At 41.3% G+C, this 22,152-nt stretch carries 15 protein-coding genes and 1 pseudogene; 12 read left to right on the top strand and 4 right to left on the bottom strand.

Features of this window, described 5'->3' with window-relative positions; genetic code table 11:
• Positions 1-78: 78 nt before the first annotated feature.
• The 5 genes from G344_RS0105195 (at position 79) to hutH (ending at position 9,949) form a co-directional block, all read left to right on the top strand.
• Positions 79-2,127: a urocanate hydratase gene (locus G344_RS0105195; RefSeq protein ID WP_028255281.1), complete on the top strand. Its 2,049-nt coding sequence runs from the start codon at positions 79-81 to the stop codon at positions 2,125-2,127.
• Positions 2,128-2,211: 84 nt separating this feature from the next.
• The gene (gene hutI, locus G344_RS0105200) at positions 2,212-3,456 is read left to right on the top strand and encodes an imidazolonepropionase (protein WP_028255282.1); all 1,245 of its coding nucleotides are present in this window, start codon (positions 2,212-2,214) and stop codon (positions 3,454-3,456) included.
• Positions 3,457-3,755: 299 nt separating this feature from the next.
• On the top strand, positions 3,756-6,788 hold the full coding sequence (locus G344_RS0105205) for an AAA family ATPase (RefSeq protein WP_028255283.1): 3,033 nt from the start codon (positions 3,756-3,758) through the stop codon (positions 6,786-6,788).
• Between the two features lie 284 nt (positions 6,789-7,072).
• Positions 7,073-8,377 (top strand): Na+/H+ antiporter family protein, encoded by a 1,305-nt coding sequence (locus G344_RS0105210; protein ID WP_028255284.1) that lies wholly within the window; start codon positions 7,073-7,075, stop codon positions 8,375-8,377.
• An 18-nt stretch (positions 8,378-8,395) separates the two neighbouring features.
• Positions 8,396-9,949 (top strand): histidine ammonia-lyase, encoded by a 1,554-nt coding sequence (gene hutH / locus G344_RS0105215; RefSeq protein WP_205088132.1) that lies wholly within the window; start codon positions 8,396-8,398, stop codon positions 9,947-9,949.
• A gap of 99 nt (positions 9,950-10,048) precedes the next feature.
• On the opposite strand, the gene G344_RS11465 is transcribed toward hutH, so the two are convergent.
• Complete coding sequence (locus tag G344_RS11465; RefSeq protein WP_028255286.1) at positions 10,049-11,215, bottom strand: CdaR family transcriptional regulator; 1,167 nt, start codon at positions 11,213-11,215, stop codon at positions 10,049-10,051.
• A 297-nt stretch (positions 11,216-11,512) separates the two neighbouring features.
• On the opposite strand from G344_RS11465, the gene G344_RS0105225 reads away from it, so the two are divergent.
• Positions 11,513-13,030, top strand: coding sequence for a dihydrolipoyl dehydrogenase family protein (locus G344_RS0105225; RefSeq protein ID WP_028255287.1), 1,518 nt, complete (start codon positions 11,513-11,515; stop codon positions 13,028-13,030).
• Positions 13,031-13,273: 243 nt separating this feature from the next.
• Entirely contained in the window at positions 13,274-14,458 is a 1,185-nt protein-coding gene (locus G344_RS0105230; protein ID WP_028255288.1) for a cation diffusion facilitator family transporter, read from the top strand.
• Positions 14,459-14,605: 147 nt separating this feature from the next.
• Here G344_RS0105230 and sstT read toward each other — a convergent pair whose 3' ends face one another.
• Positions 14,606-15,856, bottom strand: coding sequence for a serine/threonine transporter SstT (sstT, locus tag G344_RS0105235; RefSeq protein ID WP_028255289.1), 1,251 nt, complete (start codon positions 15,854-15,856; stop codon positions 14,606-14,608).
• 230 nt (positions 15,857-16,086) lie between these two features.
• On the opposite strand from sstT, the gene G344_RS0105240 reads away from it, so the two are divergent.
• From G344_RS0105240 to G344_RS0105250, 3 genes are all read left to right on the top strand, one after another.
• On the top strand, positions 16,087-17,124 hold the full coding sequence (locus G344_RS0105240; RefSeq protein WP_002837184.1) for an IS1595-like element ISSag10 family transposase: 1,038 nt from the start codon (positions 16,087-16,089) through the stop codon (positions 17,122-17,124).
• A 23-nt stretch (positions 17,125-17,147) separates the two neighbouring features.
• On the top strand, positions 17,148-17,642 hold the full coding sequence (gene lnu(C), locus G344_RS0105245; protein ID WP_002837187.1) for a lincosamide nucleotidyltransferase Lnu(C): 495 nt from the start codon (positions 17,148-17,150) through the stop codon (positions 17,640-17,642).
• A gap of 227 nt (positions 17,643-17,869) precedes the next feature.
• The gene (locus G344_RS0105250) at positions 17,870-18,619 is read left to right on the top strand and encodes a class I SAM-dependent methyltransferase (protein ID WP_028255290.1); all 750 of its coding nucleotides are present in this window, start codon (positions 17,870-17,872) and stop codon (positions 18,617-18,619) included.
• Positions 18,620-18,752: 133 nt separating this feature from the next.
• Here G344_RS0105250 and G344_RS0105255 read toward each other — a convergent pair whose 3' ends face one another.
• Positions 18,753-19,493 carry an SIMPL domain-containing protein gene (locus tag G344_RS0105255; protein WP_028255291.1) on the bottom strand — a complete coding sequence of 247 codons (741 nt, stop codon included), beginning with the start codon at positions 19,491-19,493 and terminating at the stop codon, positions 18,753-18,755.
• Positions 19,494-19,755: 262 nt separating this feature from the next.
• Here G344_RS0105255 and G344_RS0105260 point away from each other — a divergent pair, with 262 nt between their 5' ends.
• Together G344_RS0105260 and G344_RS0105265 are read left to right on the top strand one after the other, a co-directional pair.
• Positions 19,756-20,511, top strand: coding sequence for an NADPH-dependent oxidoreductase (locus G344_RS0105260; protein WP_028255292.1), 756 nt, complete (start codon positions 19,756-19,758; stop codon positions 20,509-20,511).
• 59 nt (positions 20,512-20,570) lie between these two features.
• Positions 20,571-21,533, top strand: coding sequence for an NAD(P)/FAD-dependent oxidoreductase (locus G344_RS0105265; protein ID WP_028255293.1), 963 nt, complete (start codon positions 20,571-20,573; stop codon positions 21,531-21,533).
• Positions 21,534-21,838: 305 nt separating this feature from the next.
• Here G344_RS0105265 and G344_RS0105270 read toward each other — a convergent pair.
• Positions 21,839-22,141, bottom strand: a pseudogene (locus G344_RS0105270) (helix-turn-helix domain-containing protein); the annotation flags it as partial.
• Between the last annotated feature and the right edge of the window lie 11 nt (positions 22,142-22,152).

Raw genomic sequence — 22,152 nt, forward strand, 5'->3', positions numbered from 1 at the left:
AAAAGAGGATACCATAATCATAAGAAATGCCTAATGGCGCGGAATAGATGGTTTATGTAATAAAGAGCGGTGCTCCAAATGAATAATGCAGCAATTGCAGAGGCTATGACGATTAAACTTGAATTTCCTAATGGATTACCGCAACCGAAACCGTTCAAAGAGGGTATCCGTCGGGCACCGGATAGAGGGTTCCGTTTGACACAAGAACAAACGGAAATTGCATTGAAAAATGCGTTGCGCTATATTCCGGAAGAGTATCATGAGGAACTGATTCCGGAGTTTTTGGAAGAATTAACAACTCGCGGACGAATTTACGGATATCGCTTCCGCCCGGAAGGAAATCTTCACGGCAAGCCGATTGATGAATACAAAGGCAAATGCGTAGAAGGCAAAGCATTTCAGGTTATGATTGATAATAACCTCGATTTTGCGGTAGCGCTGTACCCGTATGAATTGGTTACCTATGGTGAAACAGGAAGTGTTTGTCACGATTGGATGCAGTATCTATTAATTAAACGGTACTTAGAAGAGGTAACACAGGATCAGACCTTGGTAGTAGCCTCCGGTCATCCGGTGGGCTTGTTCCGTTCCAAACCGGAAGCACCACGGGTTATCATTACCAATGGTATGATGATAGGGATGTTTGACAACCTGAGAGACTGGGAAATTGCAGAAGAAATGGGTGTAGCCAATTATGGACAAATGACAGCCGGCGGTTGGATGTATATCGGACCGCAGGGCATTGTTCACGGTACATTCAATACGATTTTAAATGCCGGCCGCATGAAGTTAGGCATTCCGGTAGACGGCGATTTAACGGGTAAGCTGTTCGTTACCTCCGGTCTTGGTGGTATGAGCGGAGCTCAGGGTAAGGCTGCAGAAATTGCTAACTGTGTGGCTATTATCGCTGAAGTTGATTCGTCACGAATCCAAACGCGTTTGGACCAAGGTTGGATTTCAGGTGTATCCGAATCGTTACCGGAAGTGATTGCTATGGCACAGGCTTCTATGAAAGCCGGTGAAGGCAAAGCCTATGCATATCACGGCAATATTGTAGATTTATTGGAATACATCGCGGACAATGATATTCATGTAGATTTAATATCCGACCAGACTTCTTGCCATAATGTGTATGATGGTGGCTACTGTCCACGGGGAATTACCTTTGCAGAACGCACGCAGATGCTGGCCGATGATCCGGTGAAGTTCAGAGAACTCGTAGATAAAACCTTACAGGCTCATTTCCGTGCATTGAAACGATTAACGGAAAAAGGTATTTACTTCTTTGACTATGGTAACTCCTTTATGAAAGCTGTATATGATGCCGGAGTTAAGGAAATCTCTAAGAATGGGATCGATGAAAAGGATGGATTCATTTGGCCAAGCTATGTAGAAGATATTATGGGGCCGCAGTTATTTGATTATGGCTATGGACCGTTCCGCTGGGTATGCCTTAGCGGTAAGCCGGAAGATCTTCATAAGACAGATATGGCGGCTATGGAATGTATTGATGTCGATCGCCGTTATCAGGATCGCGATAATTATAATTGGATTCGTGATGCGGAAAAAAATAAAATGGTCGTTGGTACACAGGCACGTATTCTGTATCAGGATGAAGTAGGTCGTGTACGCATTGCATTGAAGTTTAACGAATTGGTGCGCAAAGGTGAAATAGGACCGGTTATGCTGGGTCGTGACCATCATGATGTATCAGGGACGGATTCGCCGTTCCGCGAAACATCCAATATTAAGGATGGATCTAATGTTATGGCGGATATGGCTATTCAAACCTATGCCGGCAATGCGGCTCGTGGTATGAGTTTGGTAGCTTTGCATAACGGAGGCGGTACCGGTATAGGTAAAGCTATTAATGGTGGTTTTGGCCTCGTCCTAGATGGCAGCCATCGCGTTGATGAAATTATTCGTTCTGCCTTGTCGTGGGATGTTATCGGTGGTGTAGCTCGTCGTTCGTGGGCACGTAATGAACATGCTATGGAAACCGCTGTTGCTTTTAATAAAACGCGGGAAGGCATTGGTCATATTACTATTCCTTATGTAGCAGATGATGCAAAAGTTAAAGCGGCCGTAGCCAAAGTGTATCCTACGGCAAAAGTAGTAAAGGATTGATTTGAAATTGACGGAAGATAGTTGCGGATGGTATCTCCCGACTATCTTTCGTACAGTTATATCTAATGGATAAAGCGAGGATGTATGACACAACGATTATTGATAAAAAACGCATCGCAAATCGTTACCCCTAAAGGACATTCAGCCGTTCGGGGGGCGGATATGAAAGATGTTGCTATCTATGAAAATCAATCGATTTTAATAGAAGATGGTACAATTGTTGCTATTGGTGATAATCCGGCATGGGAGAAAGAAATTCCTACGGAGCGACAGGTTGATGCTAAGGGAAAGACCGTTTTACCGGGATTTGTGGATTCACATACCCATTTCGTGTTCGGCAGTTATCGGGCCGATGAATTTCTATGGCGCATGGAAGGTATGAGCTATATGGACATCATGGAACGCGGTGGTGGCATTGCTAATACCATGAAAGCAACTCGAGAAGCGTCGGAAGATGAATTAATTACTCACAGTTTGGATTTCTTAAAGAAGATGTTAGCCTTCGGCATTACCACCGTAGAAGGCAAGAGTGGCTATGGCATGGATTATGATACGGAACTCAAGCAGTTGCGTGTAATGAAACGCTTGGAAGAGCTACAGCCGGTGAGTATTGTGCGGACATTTTTAGGGGCTCATGCTGTACCTCCAAGTTACAAAGATAGAAATGATGAGTTTATCGATTTCTTACTACGCGATGTCATGCCAACGGTAGCAAAGGAAAAGTTAGCCGAATTTTGCGATGTATTCTGCGAAAAAGGTGTATTTTCCATTGAAGAAAGTCGCAAATTGTTAACAGCTGCAAGAGAGCAGGGCTTTAAGTTAAAAATTCATGCTGATGAAATTGTTACTTTTGGTGGCTCTGAATTGGCCGGTGAGCTGAAATGTACATCGGCAGATCATTTGTTGCATGCATCGGAGGCAGGAATTAAAGCGTTGGCTGATAATGGGGTAGTGGCTACGCTGTTGCCGACGACAGCATTTTGCTTAAAAGAACCTTATGCGGCTGCGCGTAAGATGATTGATTCCGGTTGTGCGGTGGCATTAGCGACTGACTTTAATCCGGGTAGCGGCTTTACAAACTCCGTACCACTGATGATTGCTTTGGCTGTTATTTATATGGGCATGACAGCGGAAGAAGCAATTACGGCATTGACGCTTAATGGTGCGGCTGCCGTAGACAGAGCGGATAGAATCGGTTCTGTTGAAGTGGGCAAACAGGCAGATTTGGTGATTCTGCAATACCCCTCTTATAAATTCTTACCGTACCACACGGGCGTGAATATAGTGGAAACGGTAATTAAAAACGGTGACATTGTTCATCGCGCATAAGCCATGGTAATGAGGCGTTCTTCTCTTATATATAAGGGAAGAACGCTTTTTTTGTTGCATAACTTTAGCATAGTAGAGAGAATTATGATAAATTGTTATAGTGATTTTTATGAAAAATGACATTAAATTATGTAATATCATCGTATTTGTTGTTATAATAGGCGTATATGAGGGGCATAGGGAATCAAGAGAAAGATTATTTGACGAAATTATTTGACGCTTTCTTTTGACGGTATAATTTGACGATTGGTGTAAGCGATATAAGGAAAGTATTGCTTTGTGTATAGTGAGGGATAGGTATGGCATGTAAATTAGAAGCGCGCTTCTTAGGTACGCCGGTTATTATCAAGGATGGAGAAGAAGTATTCTTCTCGTATAACAAAGTAAATGCATTGGTATATTACATTTTAGTGCGCGGTACGGTTATGCGCGATGAATTAAGCGGTATATTATGGGCAGACAAGCCCGATACCGTAGCACGTAAAAATTTACGTAATGCAATTTATGAAGCAAAAAAAATGTTAGGCTCGGAAACTTTTATTTCACCGCGCAAGGCCATTATCAAAGTGAATCCTGATGTAGAGTTTGATATTGATGTTAAGCGTTTTGAGGAGAATCCGGAAGAAAATCTTGATCTGTATAAGGGAGATTTTTTGCAGGGCTTTTTCATTAAGGATTCGGTGGAATACGAGGACTGGTATCTGGCGGAACGTAACCGACTCAAGGGTCTGTATATGGACACAGTGCGTGCTAAAATCGAAGAAGCGGCGGAAAAGAAAGATTTTACCGTCATCGAACGTTACGGACAGATATTACTCAACTATAATCCTTACGATGAAGGTGTATACGCTATTTTATTGCGCGCCTATTGTGAACAAGGTAAGATGCAACAGTCCATGGAATTATACGAATCCATGAAAGATATTTTTACACGTGAGTTGCACGCTTCGGTGCCGGAAGAAATTGATAGCATTATCAGGCAGGCGTTACAAAAAGATGATACACAGCCCGGATTTAGCAAGGGTGTTTCGGTGCCAATCGGTCGTGAAACTGAGTTTGAAGAACTGAGCACGCACATGTGGTCATTTTTGCGTGGACGTACCGGTGAGGCTTTGATGATTATGGGGGATGCCGGTAGTGGCAAAACCAGTTTGAAGGATGCTGCGCTCAGCGTGTTGACTGATGAAGTGGCAGTTATACAAACTAATTGTTATCAGATGGAACGTAACTTCTTATTACATCCTTGGACGGGAATTATGGAAGGCTTGGTAGATTTATTGCGCTCACGAGGTACGGAGGTGCCTGATTTCGAATTGAATCGTATTTATACTTTATTCCCACAAATGGATATGAGTATTGACCGCGATTTAGGCCTTATGGAAATTAAAGATATTTTAAAATTCGATTCTCTGTTCCATACACTTTCGTCAGTACTTGATATTGCGTCGGCCGAGAAGAAGTTAGTCATTGTATTTGAAGATATACAATGGATGGATCCACTCAGTTTATCGTTGTTAAATAGTTTAATTTTGCGAAAACAGTCAGACCGTCTTATTTTCCTGTTGACCGGTAGGGATTCGCGAGAAAAGGATTTTCAGCATTTTGTTACTTCCGTGGCTATGTATAAGCGGCTGCATATTACCGTATTGAATCCGCTTACTAAAAAGGATATTCGGCGCTTGGTAGAATCCAGACATTTATCTATGGAGGTAGATGACAATCTTATACAGCGATTGCAGCTTGAAACGGAAGGAAATCTATTTTTATTGATGGAATGTTTGCACGCACTGGAGTCTACGGGACGCTTTGATAGTTTGACGAATAATATGCAGACGATTTTTAAAGCGACCTGTTTATCATTGACAGAAGAGCAGCAAAAGATTTTAGATTTTATTTCGCTTTTCTACGGTGGTGCACCGTTAGCTATGATATCCGAATACATGCAGATGGATAATCTCCAGTTGTTAGATCGTTTGGAGGTGCTGGAGGGCAAAAATTTAATTTCGCCGATTCCACAGCAGACAGAGGTTATCTATGAAGTAACGCAGCAGAAGCTGAAAGAATTTGTTCAAAAGCAGTTATCGCCGGAAAAATGGAAAATTTTACATGGTTATTTATCCGGGTTATGGGAAAAGCGTTTGACTCATTCTAAACAGGATATATATATTTATCAACACTTAGAATATCATTTTGAACAAGCCGGTGATCTTGTCATGATGGGTCGCTATAAATTGAAGAGTTTAATGTATTATTTGAACTTCAGTCATGAACTATTCCCTGTGCTGGGAACAGCTGAACCGATGCAGACAGGTGGTGCCAGCTACTTTACGGAAGCAGATACGTTGCAATATCTAGAAAGTGTTGAGGCAATGATGGAACGGATTCGGCAGACGTACGGTGCGACACCGGAGGTACGCAACTTAGAATTGGTATATTTACACCTTATCGGACGTTACTTTATTCGTGAAGGAAAATATGAAAAGGGCGTTCGCTATATTCTTGATCTTATTGAACAGTCCTTAGAAATGAATAATCGCGATTATGCGCTTATGGGTTATAAGCAGATGATTTATTATGATATTCAGATTGGCAATGCCGAGGAAATGAAAAACTATTTGGAGATTGCGTTGGATTTGGCGGTGGAATGTAATTACCATAAAGAAGTTGGGATTTTGTTGCGCCTAAAAGGATTGAATATGATTATGCAAGGCGATTTTGCCGAAGCAGAACGACTTTTAAATGAATCTATTGCTACATTCATGGTGACACAGACTGTGGCACGACGCTATGCACTTAACATTGCAGCTGCCTATAATTATATCGGTGAGATAAGGCGTGGCTCGGGACAGTTTGAAGAAGCTATTGAATATTATGATAAGGCGTTGGAGATTTGTAAAAATCAACAAGCGTACAGCTCTTGGGTGGTGTTCTCCTGTAATGCAGGTATTGCCGCCTATAGCTTGGGGCGATACGATAAGGCTAAGGAATATTTTGAACAGGCTTATAATTTCTTTAATCGTTATGATTTTTATTGGCGCCGTCCTATCGTAGAGTCGTATATGGCTTTGCTGGCTATGAAGGAAGGGGACGAAAAGAAAGCCATCCAATTTTTAGATGATGCTATGGCTAAATTGGCCATGATGAATAATCCGCAGGAAATAGGTTATGTGAATATGGCTATTGCGCTCATTAAGAAGGAGTATCCGTCTACGGAAATCAGTCGCCACTATCGTGGCAGTGCCTCTATGTACGGAGGGCGGGCATTGCGATATTTAGATGTCTACCGTGATACACATGAACGTAAAACGATAGAATCTATGGTTAATGAATAACAAAATCGAGAGATTGGTTTTTATGTTTATTTATTTACCTCTTTAGTCAAATAAAAAACGTCCAAAGAAGGTCTACCATCGATGAATTATCGACAGTGAGACCTTCTTTTTATTTTTTCGTGACGAAGAGTCAAAAAAATCAAGCTTGAAAATCAAGTAGAATTTTGACACTTTTAAGGCTACTGCAAGCTATACTATTTACATAATATAAAGGATATACAGTATTCTATATATCCGCATAAGGTACTAGGTTTAGTGGTTTAGTGTAAAGGAGTTGAGCGTGTATGGAAATTTTGGCGAATCCTATAGTGATTTCGGTCATTGTTATGTCAGTGCTGTGTTTGCTGAAGATGAACGTCCTCTTAGCTATTGTGGTCGCCGGTATTGTGGCCGGACTTAGCGGCGGAATGTCGTTGTCGGATACCATAGGATCCTTGATCAATGGTATGGGTGGTAACTCAGAAACAGCTCTCAGCTACATTTTGTTAGGTATTTTAGCGGTTGCTATCGGACGGTCGGGACTGGCCGGCGTTGTATCGCGTAAGATTACGAAGGTAATCGGCGGAAAGAAAACAGCATTTGTATTCTTGATCGCCTTTATTGCTTGCTTCTCGCAGAACTTAATTCCGGTACATATTGCATTTATTCCGATACTTATTCCGCCACTGCTGATTTTGATGAATAAGATGAAGCTCGACCGGAGAGCCGTAGCTTGTGCGTTGACCTTTGGTTTGAAAGCACCATATGTATCGTTGCCGGTTGGTTTTGGGCTATTATTTATGACAATTATTAAAGATCAGATGGTAGCGAACGGTGTTGATGTAGGCATCAGCGATATTTCAGCGGTTATGTGGATTGGCGGTGCCTCCATGTTAGTTGGCCTTGTGTTAGCGACGATTGCGTATAGTCGTAAGCGTGACTATGAGGACTTGCCGGTAATCGGTGCCGATGAAAATCCGGAAGATACACAGATGACAAAGGAATGCTGGATGGCATTATTGGGTGCTGCCGTTGCTTTTGTAGCACAGCTTTATTTTGAATCGCTTCCTATTGGCGCTATTTGTGGCTTGGCAGTTATGCTCCTTACCGGTTGCATTCGTTGGAAAGAAATGGATACGACTGTTGACGGTGGGGTTCGCATGATGGGCTTTATAGCTTTTGTTATGCTCATTGCAGCCGGCTATGCTAATGTACTTCGTGAAACACAGTCGGTTCAGAGTTTAGTAGCAGCTACTACTTCCGTTATTGATTCTAAGTTTGCCGGAGCTTGCTTGATGTTGGCAGTAGGCTTGTTGATTACCATGGGGATCGGTACTTCTTTTGGTACAATTCCGGTTATTGCTTCCATCTATATTCCGATGGGGATTGAAATTGGCTTCTCCGTACCGTCTATTATTCTCTTAATCGGTATTGCCGCAGCTCTTGGCGATGCTGGTTCGCCGGCATCGGACTCCACATTGGGACCAACATCCGGTCTTAATGCGGATGGACAGCATAATCATATTTGGGACACTTGTGTTCCGACATTTATATTCTACGATATCCCGCTCTTTATTGGTGGCGTTATCGGTGCCCTTTTACTAGGCTAGGACAGATAGGAGGCAATTATGACTTACAGTGTGAAAGCGATTAAAGAGGTTGTATTAACCGGACATGACTTGACGTTGGAAGAGTTAGTAGCGGTGGCACGTTACGATGCAACGGTTCGTATTAGTGAAGAAGCAGTACAGCAGATTGTAGATTCCCGTGCTATAGTGGATTCTATCGTAAATAGCGAAGCTGTAGTATATGGAATTACCACAGGCTTTGGATCGTTATGTCGCGTACATATTTCAAAGGAAGATTGCTCACAGTTGCAAGAAAACTTAATTCGCACACATTCTTGTGGATTCGGGAAACCTTTCAGTCGTGAATTAACGCGTGCCATGATGCTTATCAGAGCAAACGCACTTGTCAAAGGTTATTCCGGTATTCGCTTAGAAACACTGGAAACGTTAATTGCCATGATTAATAAAGGTGTTCATCCGTATATTCCGGAAAAGGGTTCACTGGGGGCTTCTGGTGATTTAGCTCCGCTGTCTCATATGGTATTGCCTATGTTGGGGTTAGGCGATGCAGAATATGAAGGACAGTTATTGCCGGGAAAAGAAGCTATGGAGAGAGCAGGTATACCTGTTATTGCTTTACAAGCGAAAGAAGGCTTGGCATTAATTAATGGTACACCGGTATTGACGGCGGTAGGCGCGTTGGCGTTGTGGGAAGGTATTTGCCTTCTCAAGTTAAGTGATGTGGCAGCAGCCTTGTCGCTGGAAGCTATGAGAGGTATCATCGATGCATTTGATGAACGTATTCATAGTATCCGTCCTCATAAAGGTCAGCTGGATACGGCACGTAACTTACGAACTTTATTAAAGGGGAGTACATATGTAACAAAGCAAGGTGAATTGCGCGTGCAGGATCCGTATTCATTGCGCTGTGTACCGCAAATTCACGGAGCTTCTAAGGATGCATTAGCCTTTGTTAAAGAAAAGGTTGATATTGAAATTAATTCTGTCACGGATAATCCAATAGTATTGCCGGATGGTGATGTAATTTCCGGTGGCAATTTCCACGGAGAACCGATGGCGTTACCGTTTGATTTCTTAGGAATAGGATTAGCGGAAATTGCTAATGTATCGGAACGCCGTTTGGAACGCTTGCTTAATAACTCTCTCAGCGGATTCCCGTCATTCTTGGTTAAGCATTCCGGATTAAACTCCGGGTTTATGATTACGCAGTATGCGGCAGCAGCTTTAGTAAGTGAAAACAAAGTACTGGCGCATCCGGCGTCGGTAGATTCTATTCCATCTTGTGAAAACCAAGAAGATTTGGTTAGTATGGGGGCTCATGCAGCTAGAAAAGCTGGTGAAATTGTGGAAAATGTACGGCGCGTAGTCGCTACAGAATTATTAGCTGCCTGTCAGGCTATTGATTTGCGGGAGGAACAGGCAACGTTAGGTAAAGGTACTAAAGCCGCTTATGATGCCATTCGCAAGAGCAATGCATTTATCGATTACGATAAGGATATTGAAATGTTTAAGGAATTAGAAAAGATTACGGGCATTTTGGAAGACGGTACTTTGCTTGAAGCAGTAGAAAACGCTGTGACAATGGATGTATAGAAATAAAAAAGGCTGTAACGTCATGAGGGATAACCTCAAGGCGTTACAGCCTTTTTATTTTATAGTTCTTTAACAGGAAAACAAAGCACCGAATATAGATTATTGCTCATCGGTATCTGAATCACTAGCTTTAGTTTCGGATACATGTTGTGTTGTATGATGATATAACGTAAACGCTAAGCGCAGAACCATAAAATCATGGTAGTTTCGCAAGTCATAACCGGTAATGCGACGGAGCTTTTGAATTTGGTATTGCAATGTATTTTTGTGAATAAAGAGTTCATCGGCAATACTGGAAATAGATCCGTTATGAGCTTCAAAGAGTTGTAAGATGTGGTAGAACTCTTCTAACTCTTTATCGGTTAATTGTCCGAGTACCTTTTCTTGTAGTTGTTGTTGGCGATATGTATTTTCCGGATTAAATAAAAGTTCTATCGTTAAGTCATCATAGTTAACGATGCATGAAACTTCCGGTCGTGCTGTGTAGGTATCTTGTACTAGTTGAGCATCGCGATAAGAGGTACGGAAATCACGGTGAACGCGACTTCCGATGGCAACAACCATAGAGGGATAGTTAAACTTTAGTTCTTCGATTTGTTGCAAACAAGGCAGGAGCTGAGAGGTAGTTTTTTCTTTATAGAGAAGAACCATCATTTGTTCGTGCTCAGTCCAAAGAATACTACTTTTTACTAATGGAGGGAGTTGTTCCGTATACTGTTCTAGGAGACGACGGACATCTTTGAGAAAGTTGAATTGCGATGTGTCAGAATGAATGAGTACGATGCGTTTGTAATCGTCATCGGACCGCCAAAAGGAAAGAGTTGCCTCGTCCCAACGTTCGGCAAAGTTTTGCGGATAGAAAATTAAATCCTCCAGTAGCATACGATTGCGATCGACTTCGCGTTGTTTGACATTTCTGAATTCTTCTTCCAAAATCAGAATTTCTGTCATTTTACGAATAATATTGCCAAAGGTAATTACTTGCTCTGGCGTTCCTGTAATGCCAATTACGGCAATGACTTCGCCATTTATATGGACGGGAAGGTTAATTCCGGGACGGGTACCTTCGTAACTATCGCTTTCGGAGATGACCAAGACACGTTTTAATTGGTATACGGTACGACCGGCTTCATGGAAAGTACCGATACGGTCCGGATCTGTACTGGCTATTATAGTGCCATCGGAATCGATGAAGTTGATATCTTGTTTAATAATAGACTTCATACTTTCGACGATGTTTTGTGCTAAATGTGGGGAAACCTTCATAGGTGACCCTCCTTTGCTGTAGAAAGACTTATGTAATGGAGTATGCGTTTATTTGGTACGTATACTATATATACATATAGCCATTATAACCTATGCTCGTATAGACCTCAAGAAAAAAGGAATCTAAGTAGGCAGAGTAATGCATAATTGATACATAGGACTATGTATGATGGGGGAGTTGCACAATCAGCAATAGCATATTTACTATATTTATCATTTTCGATATGGTATAATATATGCGAGAAAAAGGGTGTATTACAAACGCAGACTATTATAGTTTCAAGAAAGGATGTAACTATGAAGACCTATGATATTATCGTAGTAGGTACCGGCGGTGCTACTATTGTAGCTGACGCGGCTATTGCTAAAGGTAAAAAAGTAGCCATTATAGAAAAAGGAAAATTCGGTGGTACATGTCTTACTCGCGGATGCATTCCTACAAAGGTAATGGTTACCGTAGCCGATGCGGTTCGTGAGATAGAGGAATTGCCTAAAATTGGTGTAAAGGTAACTCCGGCTACCATTGATTGGGATATAATGAGTAAACGTGTATGGCATAAAATTGACGAGAGCAAAGGCGTTGAATCTTATTATGATGGTTTTGAAAATGTAGATGTGTATCGCGGCGCGGCGTCCTTCGTACGTGATAAAGTAATTATGGTAACGATGAAGGATGGTACGGTCACTGATGAATTGACGGCACCGATTATTGTTTTGGGTGTGGGAGGACACACTAAAATCAACACTATTCCCGGTTTGGAAGAGGCCGGTTATATGAGCAGTGAAAGTTTATTCGGTGAAAAATATCCGAAGGCACCTTTTAAACGACTTATCGTTATGGGGGGCGGTCCTATCGGAACCGAGTTTGCCCATGTATTTGCTGCGGCAGGAACAGAGGTAACATTGATTCAGCATAATCGTCGATTGTTACCCAAAGAAGATGAAGAGATTTCGGCACAAATTTATAAAGACATTACTAAATTGGGGATACGTGTTATCCTGAATCAGGAACCTGAAGAAGTGCGCGTGGAAAACGGTGAAAAAGTAGTTGTTATTCGTGATCGAGCCACCGGAGAGCTTCAGGAAATACGGGGTGAGGAAATTCTGATGGCTTCCGGTATTGTTCCGGCAACAGAAGAACTTCACTTAGAAAATACGTCAATTAAGACAAAGCGTGGCGGTTGGATTATGACCAATGAATTTTTGGAAACCTCCGTTGACGGAGTATATGCGTTAGGTGACGTCAATGGGGAAGCACCGTTCCGTCATAAGGCAAATTATGAAGCTGATATTTTGGCCCATAATTTATATCATGCATCGTCTCCGGAGGATTTTAGATGGGCTCGTTACGATCTTGTTCCGGCCGTTACTTTTACGTACCCCCAGGTGGGCCATGTAGGATTGACGGAAGCAGAGGCAATAGAAAAAGGTTATGATGTAGGTACGGGGAAGAATTTCTATTCCGCCTCGGCAAAAGGGTTTGCCATGGGATTTGATCCGGGTGATGACCATGATGGCTTTGTAAAAATCGTGGTGGATAAAGCGACCAATCATATTCTCGGGGTTCATGTTATCGGGCCACAGGCATCTATTTTGTTCCAACCGTTTGTTAATTTGTTGAATAGTGGTGATACGCCATTACAGGCAATTAATGAAGAAATAGGTTCTGCGTTAACGAAGAAGTTGCGCGCTAAAGGGTTGGTACGTAAAATGGATCCGCATTCGGTTATTACTGTAGGAGAAACTATGACACCACACCCGACATTATCGGAAATCATTATGTGGACACAGGTATACTACGAACATCGCTGGTAAGTCGTTATCTAATAGATAATTTAGGATGAATACCGGGTACGTTGTTCGTGACAGATACCTTGAAGCGGTATTGCTTATGTAAATTGATATATACGCTTACGGTTAGCGAAGGAGCTGATAGTAAGCGTATATTTTTTTATTCTCACTACTTGCAGTTTGTCGATAAAAAGAGTACAATAAACTAATCAATAAAATAATGATAATCTATTGAGAACAATGAACAACAAATAGGGAGAGGTATCTATGAGAGAATTTTTGATTGAGCAGTTTATAAAGAATCACGATATGATAAAGGTGCCAAGTGTTCGCACTCAGTATGGTAATGTAGCCAGTATCACCGGGGTGATTGTTAATTTATTAGTGTGCCTAGGTGAGTTGATTGTTGGCTGGCTCATTGGATCTATTGCTATGATCAGCGATGGTATTCATAATGTGGCGGATGCCGGTGGTTCGGCTATATCGTTTTTAAGCTTTCGCTTGGCTGCGAAAAAGCCGGATCAAGAGCATCCGTACGGGCATGGCAGGATGGAGTATTTATTCTCTATCGGATTTTCTATCATTCTGTTTGTATTAGCCATTCAGTTGATGATTGAAGCCGTCAATCGTATCATGCATCCGGAAATTGTTGATGTATCGGCAGTAGCCATTATTGTTATGCTTGTAGCTATGGGATTAAAAATATGGTTGGCTTCTTTTCTTAAGTATATGGGAAACAGAATTGATTCCCCAATCTTACGGGCTAATGCATTGGAATGCTTATCCGATGTATGGGCTACAGCGGGAATTACGATCGGTTTGCTGGCAGGCAGTTTTCTAGAATATCCTATTGATGGATATCTGGGAGCTATCGTAGCATTGATGATTGGTCGTGCCGGCTATCATGTATTTAAAGAATCTACAAGTCGTTTGCTCGGTAATGAACCGACACCGGAACGAGTTCGTGAAATTGCTGATTTTGTACAAAGCTTTGATGGAGTATTAGGCGTTCATGATTTGATGATTCATGATTATGGTCCGGGGCATGAATTTGCCAGTATTCATGTAGAAGTGGATGCTAATCAAGATATCATTAAGAGCCATAATATGATTGATCATATAGAACGAAAGGCATTGGAAGAATTACATTTAAAATTAACTATTCATATGGATCCTCTGTTACGTGATGAACAAACTATGGCTATTTATGAACAAATTCGCAGTGTGGTGAAGGCGTATGATGATCGTATCAGTATTCATGACTTACGTGCTATTGAATCGGATGATCATCTGAATGTGTTATTTGATATGGTTGTGCCGTATACGGAAAAGCAACGTAAGGATGAAATAAGTCAATCCATTAAGAGAATATTAGAAGCAATGAATCCGTACTATCATGTAACGATTAATGCTGAACATAGTTATATTGGCGAAGAGCGAATTCATGAGTAATAACTGAGATGTCTAAAAAAGAAGACCTTGTAACGATGTGTAATTATCGTTACAAGGTCTTTTCGTATGTAATATGTGAATTTTTTTGTTGTGTATTAAATCTTAAGTAGATAGTTTTGTAATGAGAGCGTATATGTTGATATACTCTTATGCATTACGGGATACATTCATTTTTACAGCATTGATATCTTCCGGATATCCGTTGCGAGAAAAGTCGGCAGCGGCCGTGAAGAGAATATCGGTGGAGGAGTTAAGTGCTGTTTCGGTAGAGTCTTGCAATACACCGATAATGAAACCAACGCCAACTACTTGCATGGCAATATCATTATTAATGCCGAATAAGCTGCAAGCGAGCGGGATTAGTAGCAAGGATCCTCCGGCGACACCGGATGCTCCGCAAGCACCGATAGTGGCAATAACGCTTAATAAAATTGCGGTGGCAATATCCACTTGGATATGTAACGTATTTACAGCAGCTAACGTCATGATCGTAATAGTAATAGCCGCGCCGCCCATATTAATCGTGGCACCCAACGGAATAGAAATAGAATACGTATCAGGGTTAACACCGAGACGTTTGGCAAGGTCCATATTTACAGGAATATTAGCAGCAGAGCTGCGAGTGAAGAAGGCGGTAATACCGGATTCACGCAGACATTTGAATACCAGCGGATATGGATTGCGTTTTAAATACGTGAATACAATAATAGGATTTACGATTAAAGCTACAAAGAACATACTACCTAAGAGTACACCCAACAGTTTAGCATAACCGATTAAGGCTTCAATACCATTGGTAGCAATAGATTCGGCCACGAGCCCCATAATACCAAAAGGAGCTAAACGAATTACCCATTGAACTACTTTAGTAACAGCTTCGGAAATATGGGATACCATTTCTTTAGTATCATCGGCAACACCGCGTAAAGCTAGACCAAAGAGCACGGCCCAACCGAGAATCCCGATGTAATTACCTGTCATTAAGGCATGAACCGGATTATCGACTACGTTCTTCAATACGGTTATCAATACTTCGGCAATCCCTTCCGGAGGTTTTGCATCGCCTGCTGCTTCTGCTAAATGTAATACGGTGGGGAAGGTAAAGCTTGCGATTACGGCTACAGCGGCAGATAAGAATGTGCCTAATACATACATGAATAAAATATGTCGCATCCCCGTTTTTTGTCCGGCGCGATGTTTACTTACAGCAGCGACAACCAAGAAAAAGACTAATACAGGTGCAATCCCTTTTAAAGCACCTACAAAGATAACACCTAACAGCGATAACTCAACAGCCACCTCAGGTGCAAATAATGCGGCTGCGATACCTATGATTAAGCCGATGATAATTTGCTTAATCAAGCTCATGCGATTGAGCTTTTGTAAAAATGCTTTCATACTAATCACTCCTCTGTTCTACACATACTACATGAATACAATACATTATCAAGTTCTACTCTGTGAGGACATATGTCATTATAAAACGGATAAGAAATATTGGCAAGGGGGAATTTGAAAAAATTGAATTTTTAAAATATAAGGCTCTGTCACAACAAATGGTTGATTTTTGACGAGAAATAGCGTATAATAATAGTAAGAAACAGTACCACCGAAGGAGGTAATTGGATATGCCTACTATCAAAGACGCATTAGATATTATCGGTAAGTTGACTGTCGCAGAGCAGGAAAGCCTTAAAACAATGCTTTTAAGTCCTGCCTTTGTAAAGTCTTTGAATATTGAAGATTTCGTAGCAAAGGAACGCTTTGCAAATGGTCGTGTATGCCCTCTTTGTGGCTGTATCCATGTGGTTCGCAATGGTCATCGTAAAGATGGCACACAGCGATATGTATGTAAGGATTGTGGCAAGTCCTTCGTGATTGCTACGAACTCCATTGTGTCTGGTACAAGAAAAGACTTGTCCGTGTGGGAGCAGTACATTGATTGTATGATGAATGGCTTATCCATTCGTAAGACTGCTGTTGCTTGTGGGATTCACAGAAACACCGCATTCCTTTGGAGACACAAGATTTTGGATGCACTTCAGAATATGGCAGACGATGTTACCCTTGACGGCATTATTGAGGCTGACGAAACTTTTTTCGCCATCTCGTACAAGGGCAATCATAGCAAGAGTAAGACATTTGCTATGCCACGCAAGGCTCATAAGCGTGGTCATTCTACACATATCAGAGGCTTGTCCCAAGAAAAGGTATGTGTTCCTTGTGCGGTTAATAGGAATGGCTTGTCTATCTCCAAGATTACGAATACTGGTAGAGTTTCTACAAGAGATTTACATCATATTTATGATGGTAGGATTAAGACCAATTCCACTCTTGTTACGGACAAGATGAACTCCTATGTGAGATTTACAAATGCCAATGGTATTGACCTTGTGCAGTTAAAGACTGGCAAAGCCAAGAAAGGCATTTATAATATCCAACATATCAATAGCTACCATAGCCAGCTAAAGAGGTTTATGCGTGGCTTTAACGGTGTTTCTACCAAGTATCTGAACAACTATCTTGTGTGGAATAACCTTGTAAATTACGCCAAAGAAAGCGACATGGAGAAAAGGAACATCTTCTTAACTTTTGTTTTGGCAACATTGAAAACTGCTAAATGCAGAGATTTATCAAACAGACCAGCAGTTCCTCTGGTCGCCTAATTAGAATTTGTGGAGATGATAAGATGGTCAATATAACAGATGTAAAACAGATTCTTCAATTTGCAATAGATGCGGAGATTAAAGTCTTTCTTGATGGTGGCTGGGGTGTAGATGCTCTTCTTGGATATCAGTCAAGAGCCCATAATGATATTGACATTTTTGTAGAAAAGAACGATTATCAGAACTTTATAGAAATAATGAAAGCTAATGGCTTTTATGAGATTAAGATGGAATATACAACATTGAACCATACTGTATGGGAAGATTTGAAAAACAGAATTATTGATTTGCATTGTTTTGAATATACGGACGAAGGTGAAATTCTTTATGATGGGGATTGTTTTCCGGTAGAAACTTTTTCGGGTAAAGGAAGAATTGAGGAAATAGAGGTTTCCTGTATTGAACCATATAGTCAAGTAATGTTCCATCTGGGATACGAGTTTGATGAAAATGATGCACATGATGTGAAGTTACTGTGTGAGACATTTCATATCGAAATTCCAAATGAGTATAGATAACTGCAAATAACAGTTTGTAGGGGAGTTCTGATACTCCCCTATAAAAATGGCTATTTATCAACTGTTTGTTGTGACATAGCCAAATATAAAAATTTTTTTGTATGAATACTAGCAGAAATAATAGTCATGAATTATAATATAGGGAACAGAACGAGGGACAGCTTGTCGTGAGGAAACAAGCCTGTTCTTTGTGAACATGGTTAGGTTGATTGGAAAGCAGGTTTACTATGAAGGTGGAACGAGAACTATCGGCACGTAAGTTTACTTCTTATTCGGATAAGGAAGCTTTTGTGCAGGGTGTTTTTTCAAATGTTGCGAAACATTACGATATAATGAATACAATTTTAAGTTTTCATCAAGATGCATACTGGCGCCGTTTTGCGGTGAAGCAGTTGGGGCTACAGCCGGGAAACCGCTTGCTTGATGTGGCTTGCGGAACGGGCATGTTGACCAAGGAAGCGTTGCGTCAAGAGCCGACGCTATCAGTGGAAGCACTGGATTTTAGTCCGGAAATGTTACAACATGGCGAGCAGCGTTTAGCAAAAGCAGGGCTTTTGGATCGTGTAAATTTGGTAGAAGGTGATGCGATGAGTTTGCCTTACCATAAAGATTCCTTCGATTGTGCTATGAGCGCGTTTGCTTTGCGTAATGTACCGGATGTTATGCAGGCACTAAAGGAAATGAAACGTGTGGTTAAGCCGGGCGGGCGTGTTGTCACGTTGGAATTGGCAAAGCCAACTGCGTTTGGATTCAAGCAACTGTATTATCTATATTTTGAACATATTCTGCCTGTATTGGGTAAATTGAGTAAGGATAATTCATCGTATGCGTGGTTGCCGGAATCGTTGCGGAGATATCCTCACCAGTCGCAGGTGTTGACTATGTTTGAAAAAGCCGGATATAAAGAAGCCACCTATTATGAACTGACCGGCGGTATTGTGGCAGTCCATGTAGGTGTTGTACCGGAAGAAGTATAGAGGTATTTAAGATGGTTCCTGCGATGGGAGCCATCTTTTTTATAATAAAAAAGGCCCCGATGTACTGAACCCCAAATGTGTCTAACGAAAGGGATTCAGTTCGGAAGGGCCTTTTGAAATTTAATTTATAGTGTTACTGAAGATAGAACGTAATTGATGCATTTTTGGTTACGGTCGTAGATCCGCCTTCAACAGGAGTTGCGGTACTCATCGAGGCAGCTAGTTTATACATGCGCGGAAGGTTGTCCATTTCATAGCTTTGTGTGCCACTGATAGATACGTTTTTTACTCCACCTACAGAACGTCCAAGAGCGGCAGCAATAATTTCGGCTTGATGGTGCGCATTCTTGATGGCTTCCGTAGTAAGCTGATCGTTTAATGCTTGGGTTACATCATTTTCAAAATTGAGAGAGTTGACATTGGTAGCACCGCTAGCTACAGCGGCATCAATCACTTTGCCTACTTTGTTGATGTCCGTAATTTTTACATTTACCGTGTTGGATACAGTATAGCCGGTAATAGTATTGCGGTTACGGGTATTGTTGGCGTTATAGTCGTAATTGGGATTAATAGAAATGTTGGAAGTTTGAATGTTATTTTTAGTAATACCCATGGCAGTTAGGCGAGAAATCAAGTCACTCATGACACGGTCGTTGGCATTTTTGGCCGTATTCACCGAAGCGTCTTGCGAAGTAATTCCCAATGTGAGCATTGCATAGCTAGGAGCCAGCGAGCGGGTTGCTGTACCGCTCACTTGGATTTCAGGTACGTCCTGTCCGGCTGGAGCGGCGGCTAACGAAGCACCGCCAAAAGTTGTTGTAGCTAATGTGGCAACAAGAAGTGCTTTGGCTGCTAATTTTTTTGTGATTGTCATTACAATTCCTCCTCACAACTGATAGTACATTACATATTATAATAATAGCATATCATCATTCTGTGAAGGACACATGAATAATTTTTCCTTGCAGAGGAAACAAATTAATTAAAAATGCCTGTATGAATCAGAATATATAAGAAAATGTACACTTGTAGGATAACTTTTGCATTTATTTAGGTCTGTGTTACAATACTCTTAGATTAAAGATTGTCTATATAATTTAAAAATTGTCTATATAACAGATTTGGGAGGTCATTCTATGAATCCTATTGACATTTTATTAAATCATAAAAGTATACGTGAATTTAAGTCGAGCCCGATTCCTCCGCAGCAATTAAGTATATTGTTAGATGTGGCGAAGCGAACCGCTAGTAGCCAAGGAATGCAAAGCTTTAGCATTATTCGCATTGTGAATCCGGAGCTTAAGGCTAAAATTGCAGAAGTTTGTACACAGCCATATGTAGCGCGTATGCCTGAATTATTCATTTTTATTATTGACGTATATCGAAATTCATGTATTGCTCGTGAACAAGGCGTATTCAATGATGCGGAATGTGATAGTGATCGCTTTTTCCAGGGGTGGACCGATGCTTGTTTAGCGGCTCAAAATATGGTAGGTGCTGCTGAGTTGGCCGGCTTTGGTACCGTGTATTTAGGCAGTATTCTTAATGATGTGCCAAAGATGATTGAACTGTTAGATTTGCCGGAGTTTACTTTCCCCGTAGTAGGTCTTGGTTTGGGTGTACCGGATCAAAAGCCTCAGCTTAAACCGCGTATGGCACGAGAAGCCAATGTGTTTGACGACACATATCACGTGTTTGATAATTATTTAGAATTGATGGAAGATTACGATGAAGAGATGACTGAGTATTATGATTTGCGTGATGCTAATCGTCGGATGGATTCCTTTACATTACAAATTGCAAAGAAATTACAGAATCCGCAATTAAGCCGTCAACATCTTATCGAGCAAGCAGAAGCACAAGGTTTCAAATTTCATTTGCCACAGAAATAGTGTAATTTTGTAAATGTAGTTTGTAATAGTTAGAAGGTATACAAGAGTAAAAGAATTATATGATTTATGATGTAGCAATTGTAGGAGGAGGTCCGGCAGGATTGTCGGCCGCACTGACAGCCAGAGTAAGGGGGCAGTCCGTCGTCGTTTTTGAAGGAGCAAATTTTAGTGATAAATTACGGCGTGCCCCGCGCATAGATAATTATCCGGGTTTGCCAACGGTGAGCGGTGAAGTATTTATGGATAATTTACAAGCGCAGGTGTGTAATCTTGAGCCGGTGATTGTAAAGAAGCGCATTCAAAGTGTATTTCCAGGTCGTCCTTTTGTCCTGATGGCCGCTGACGAAGTGTATCAAGCAAAGTCTGTCATTTTAGCTACGGGCGTGCCGGTGAGTAGACCGATTGCTGGAGAGAGCCGGCTGTTGGGGCGCGGTGTCAGTTATTGCGCCGTTTGTGATGGTAATTTTTTTAAAGACAAAGAAATTGCTATTCATATAAGTTCAAAAGCTGAATGGAGTAGTGTGCAATATCTATCAGAACTAGCTAGTACTATACATATATACCCTGTAGGTGAAGTGGCTGTACTAGTTCGTAAAAAATTAGAGAATCAAAATGGAGGTACTGGAGTAGATACAAAGAAGTATACATTTGATGTAGCGACAGGACGAGCTTTGCAGGAAATCATTATTCCGGCAAATTGTACACTTCATCTTGGCGATCCATGGCATGCTATTATAGGCGAGAAAAAAGTAGAAGCTATTGAAACAAAGAAGGGGCGTTTATCTGTTGATGGAGTATTTATTCTCCGCGAAGCAGATCCTCCTGATAAATTAGTAGAGGGCTTGGGTATGTCTAATGGAGCAGTGTCGGTAGGCCGTGGCATGGAAACAAATATTGTGGGACTGTATGCGGTAGGTGACATGACTGGACAGCCACTACAGGTAGCGAAGGCGGTAGGCGAAGGACAGATTGCAGCGCTCAGTGCGGTTCGTTACGTAGAGGAAGCATACTTAAATACGTAAAGTAGGGTTTGATAGTTAGTAAGCTTATAAAAAGAGCGGCTCTACTCTGAATCTGTAAAAGATATCAGAGGGGGCCGCTGTTTTATAAGTATCTTAATAAAATAGCAGGGAGAAAAGGAGTTGATAGTTTATTTTTTCAAGTAGTAATTTTACGTACATGGAACTTTACATGACAGAGAGCTTTAGAGATGGTGGAAGGTATAAGTTAATAAAATTAGAAATAAAATTCTAAATTGCAATATGAAATTGAACACTCGTTACATCCGTTAGCTTTCTAATTTCGTCAAGGAATGCCTCTCGTGGTATACGGTAGCCAAGAATGCTTCAATAGCACCGGCCTTCAAGGTATTGAAAGAACCTTTTCTAGATGCTTCATAACTGCCCTGACCACGATCGGCCAAGTACATGAGTACTGATGTACCTTGCTTGATTTGTACTACGGTGCCACGTTTGATTTCAGTATGAATCGTTGTTCTAGAACGACCAAGTGCTTTGGCAATGGCTGATTTCGGGACATTAGCCTGCAGCTGCTTTTCAATGTAGAAACGTTCTTCATACGAAAGGTGTTTGTTTGTACGCAATGATGTGTTATGATTAGTGTAGTCCATAGTGATACCTC

This window comes from Veillonella magna DSM 19857 (assembly GCF_000428745.1).
Lineage (GTDB): Bacteria > Bacillota > Negativicutes > Veillonellales > Veillonellaceae > Veillonella_A > Veillonella_A magna.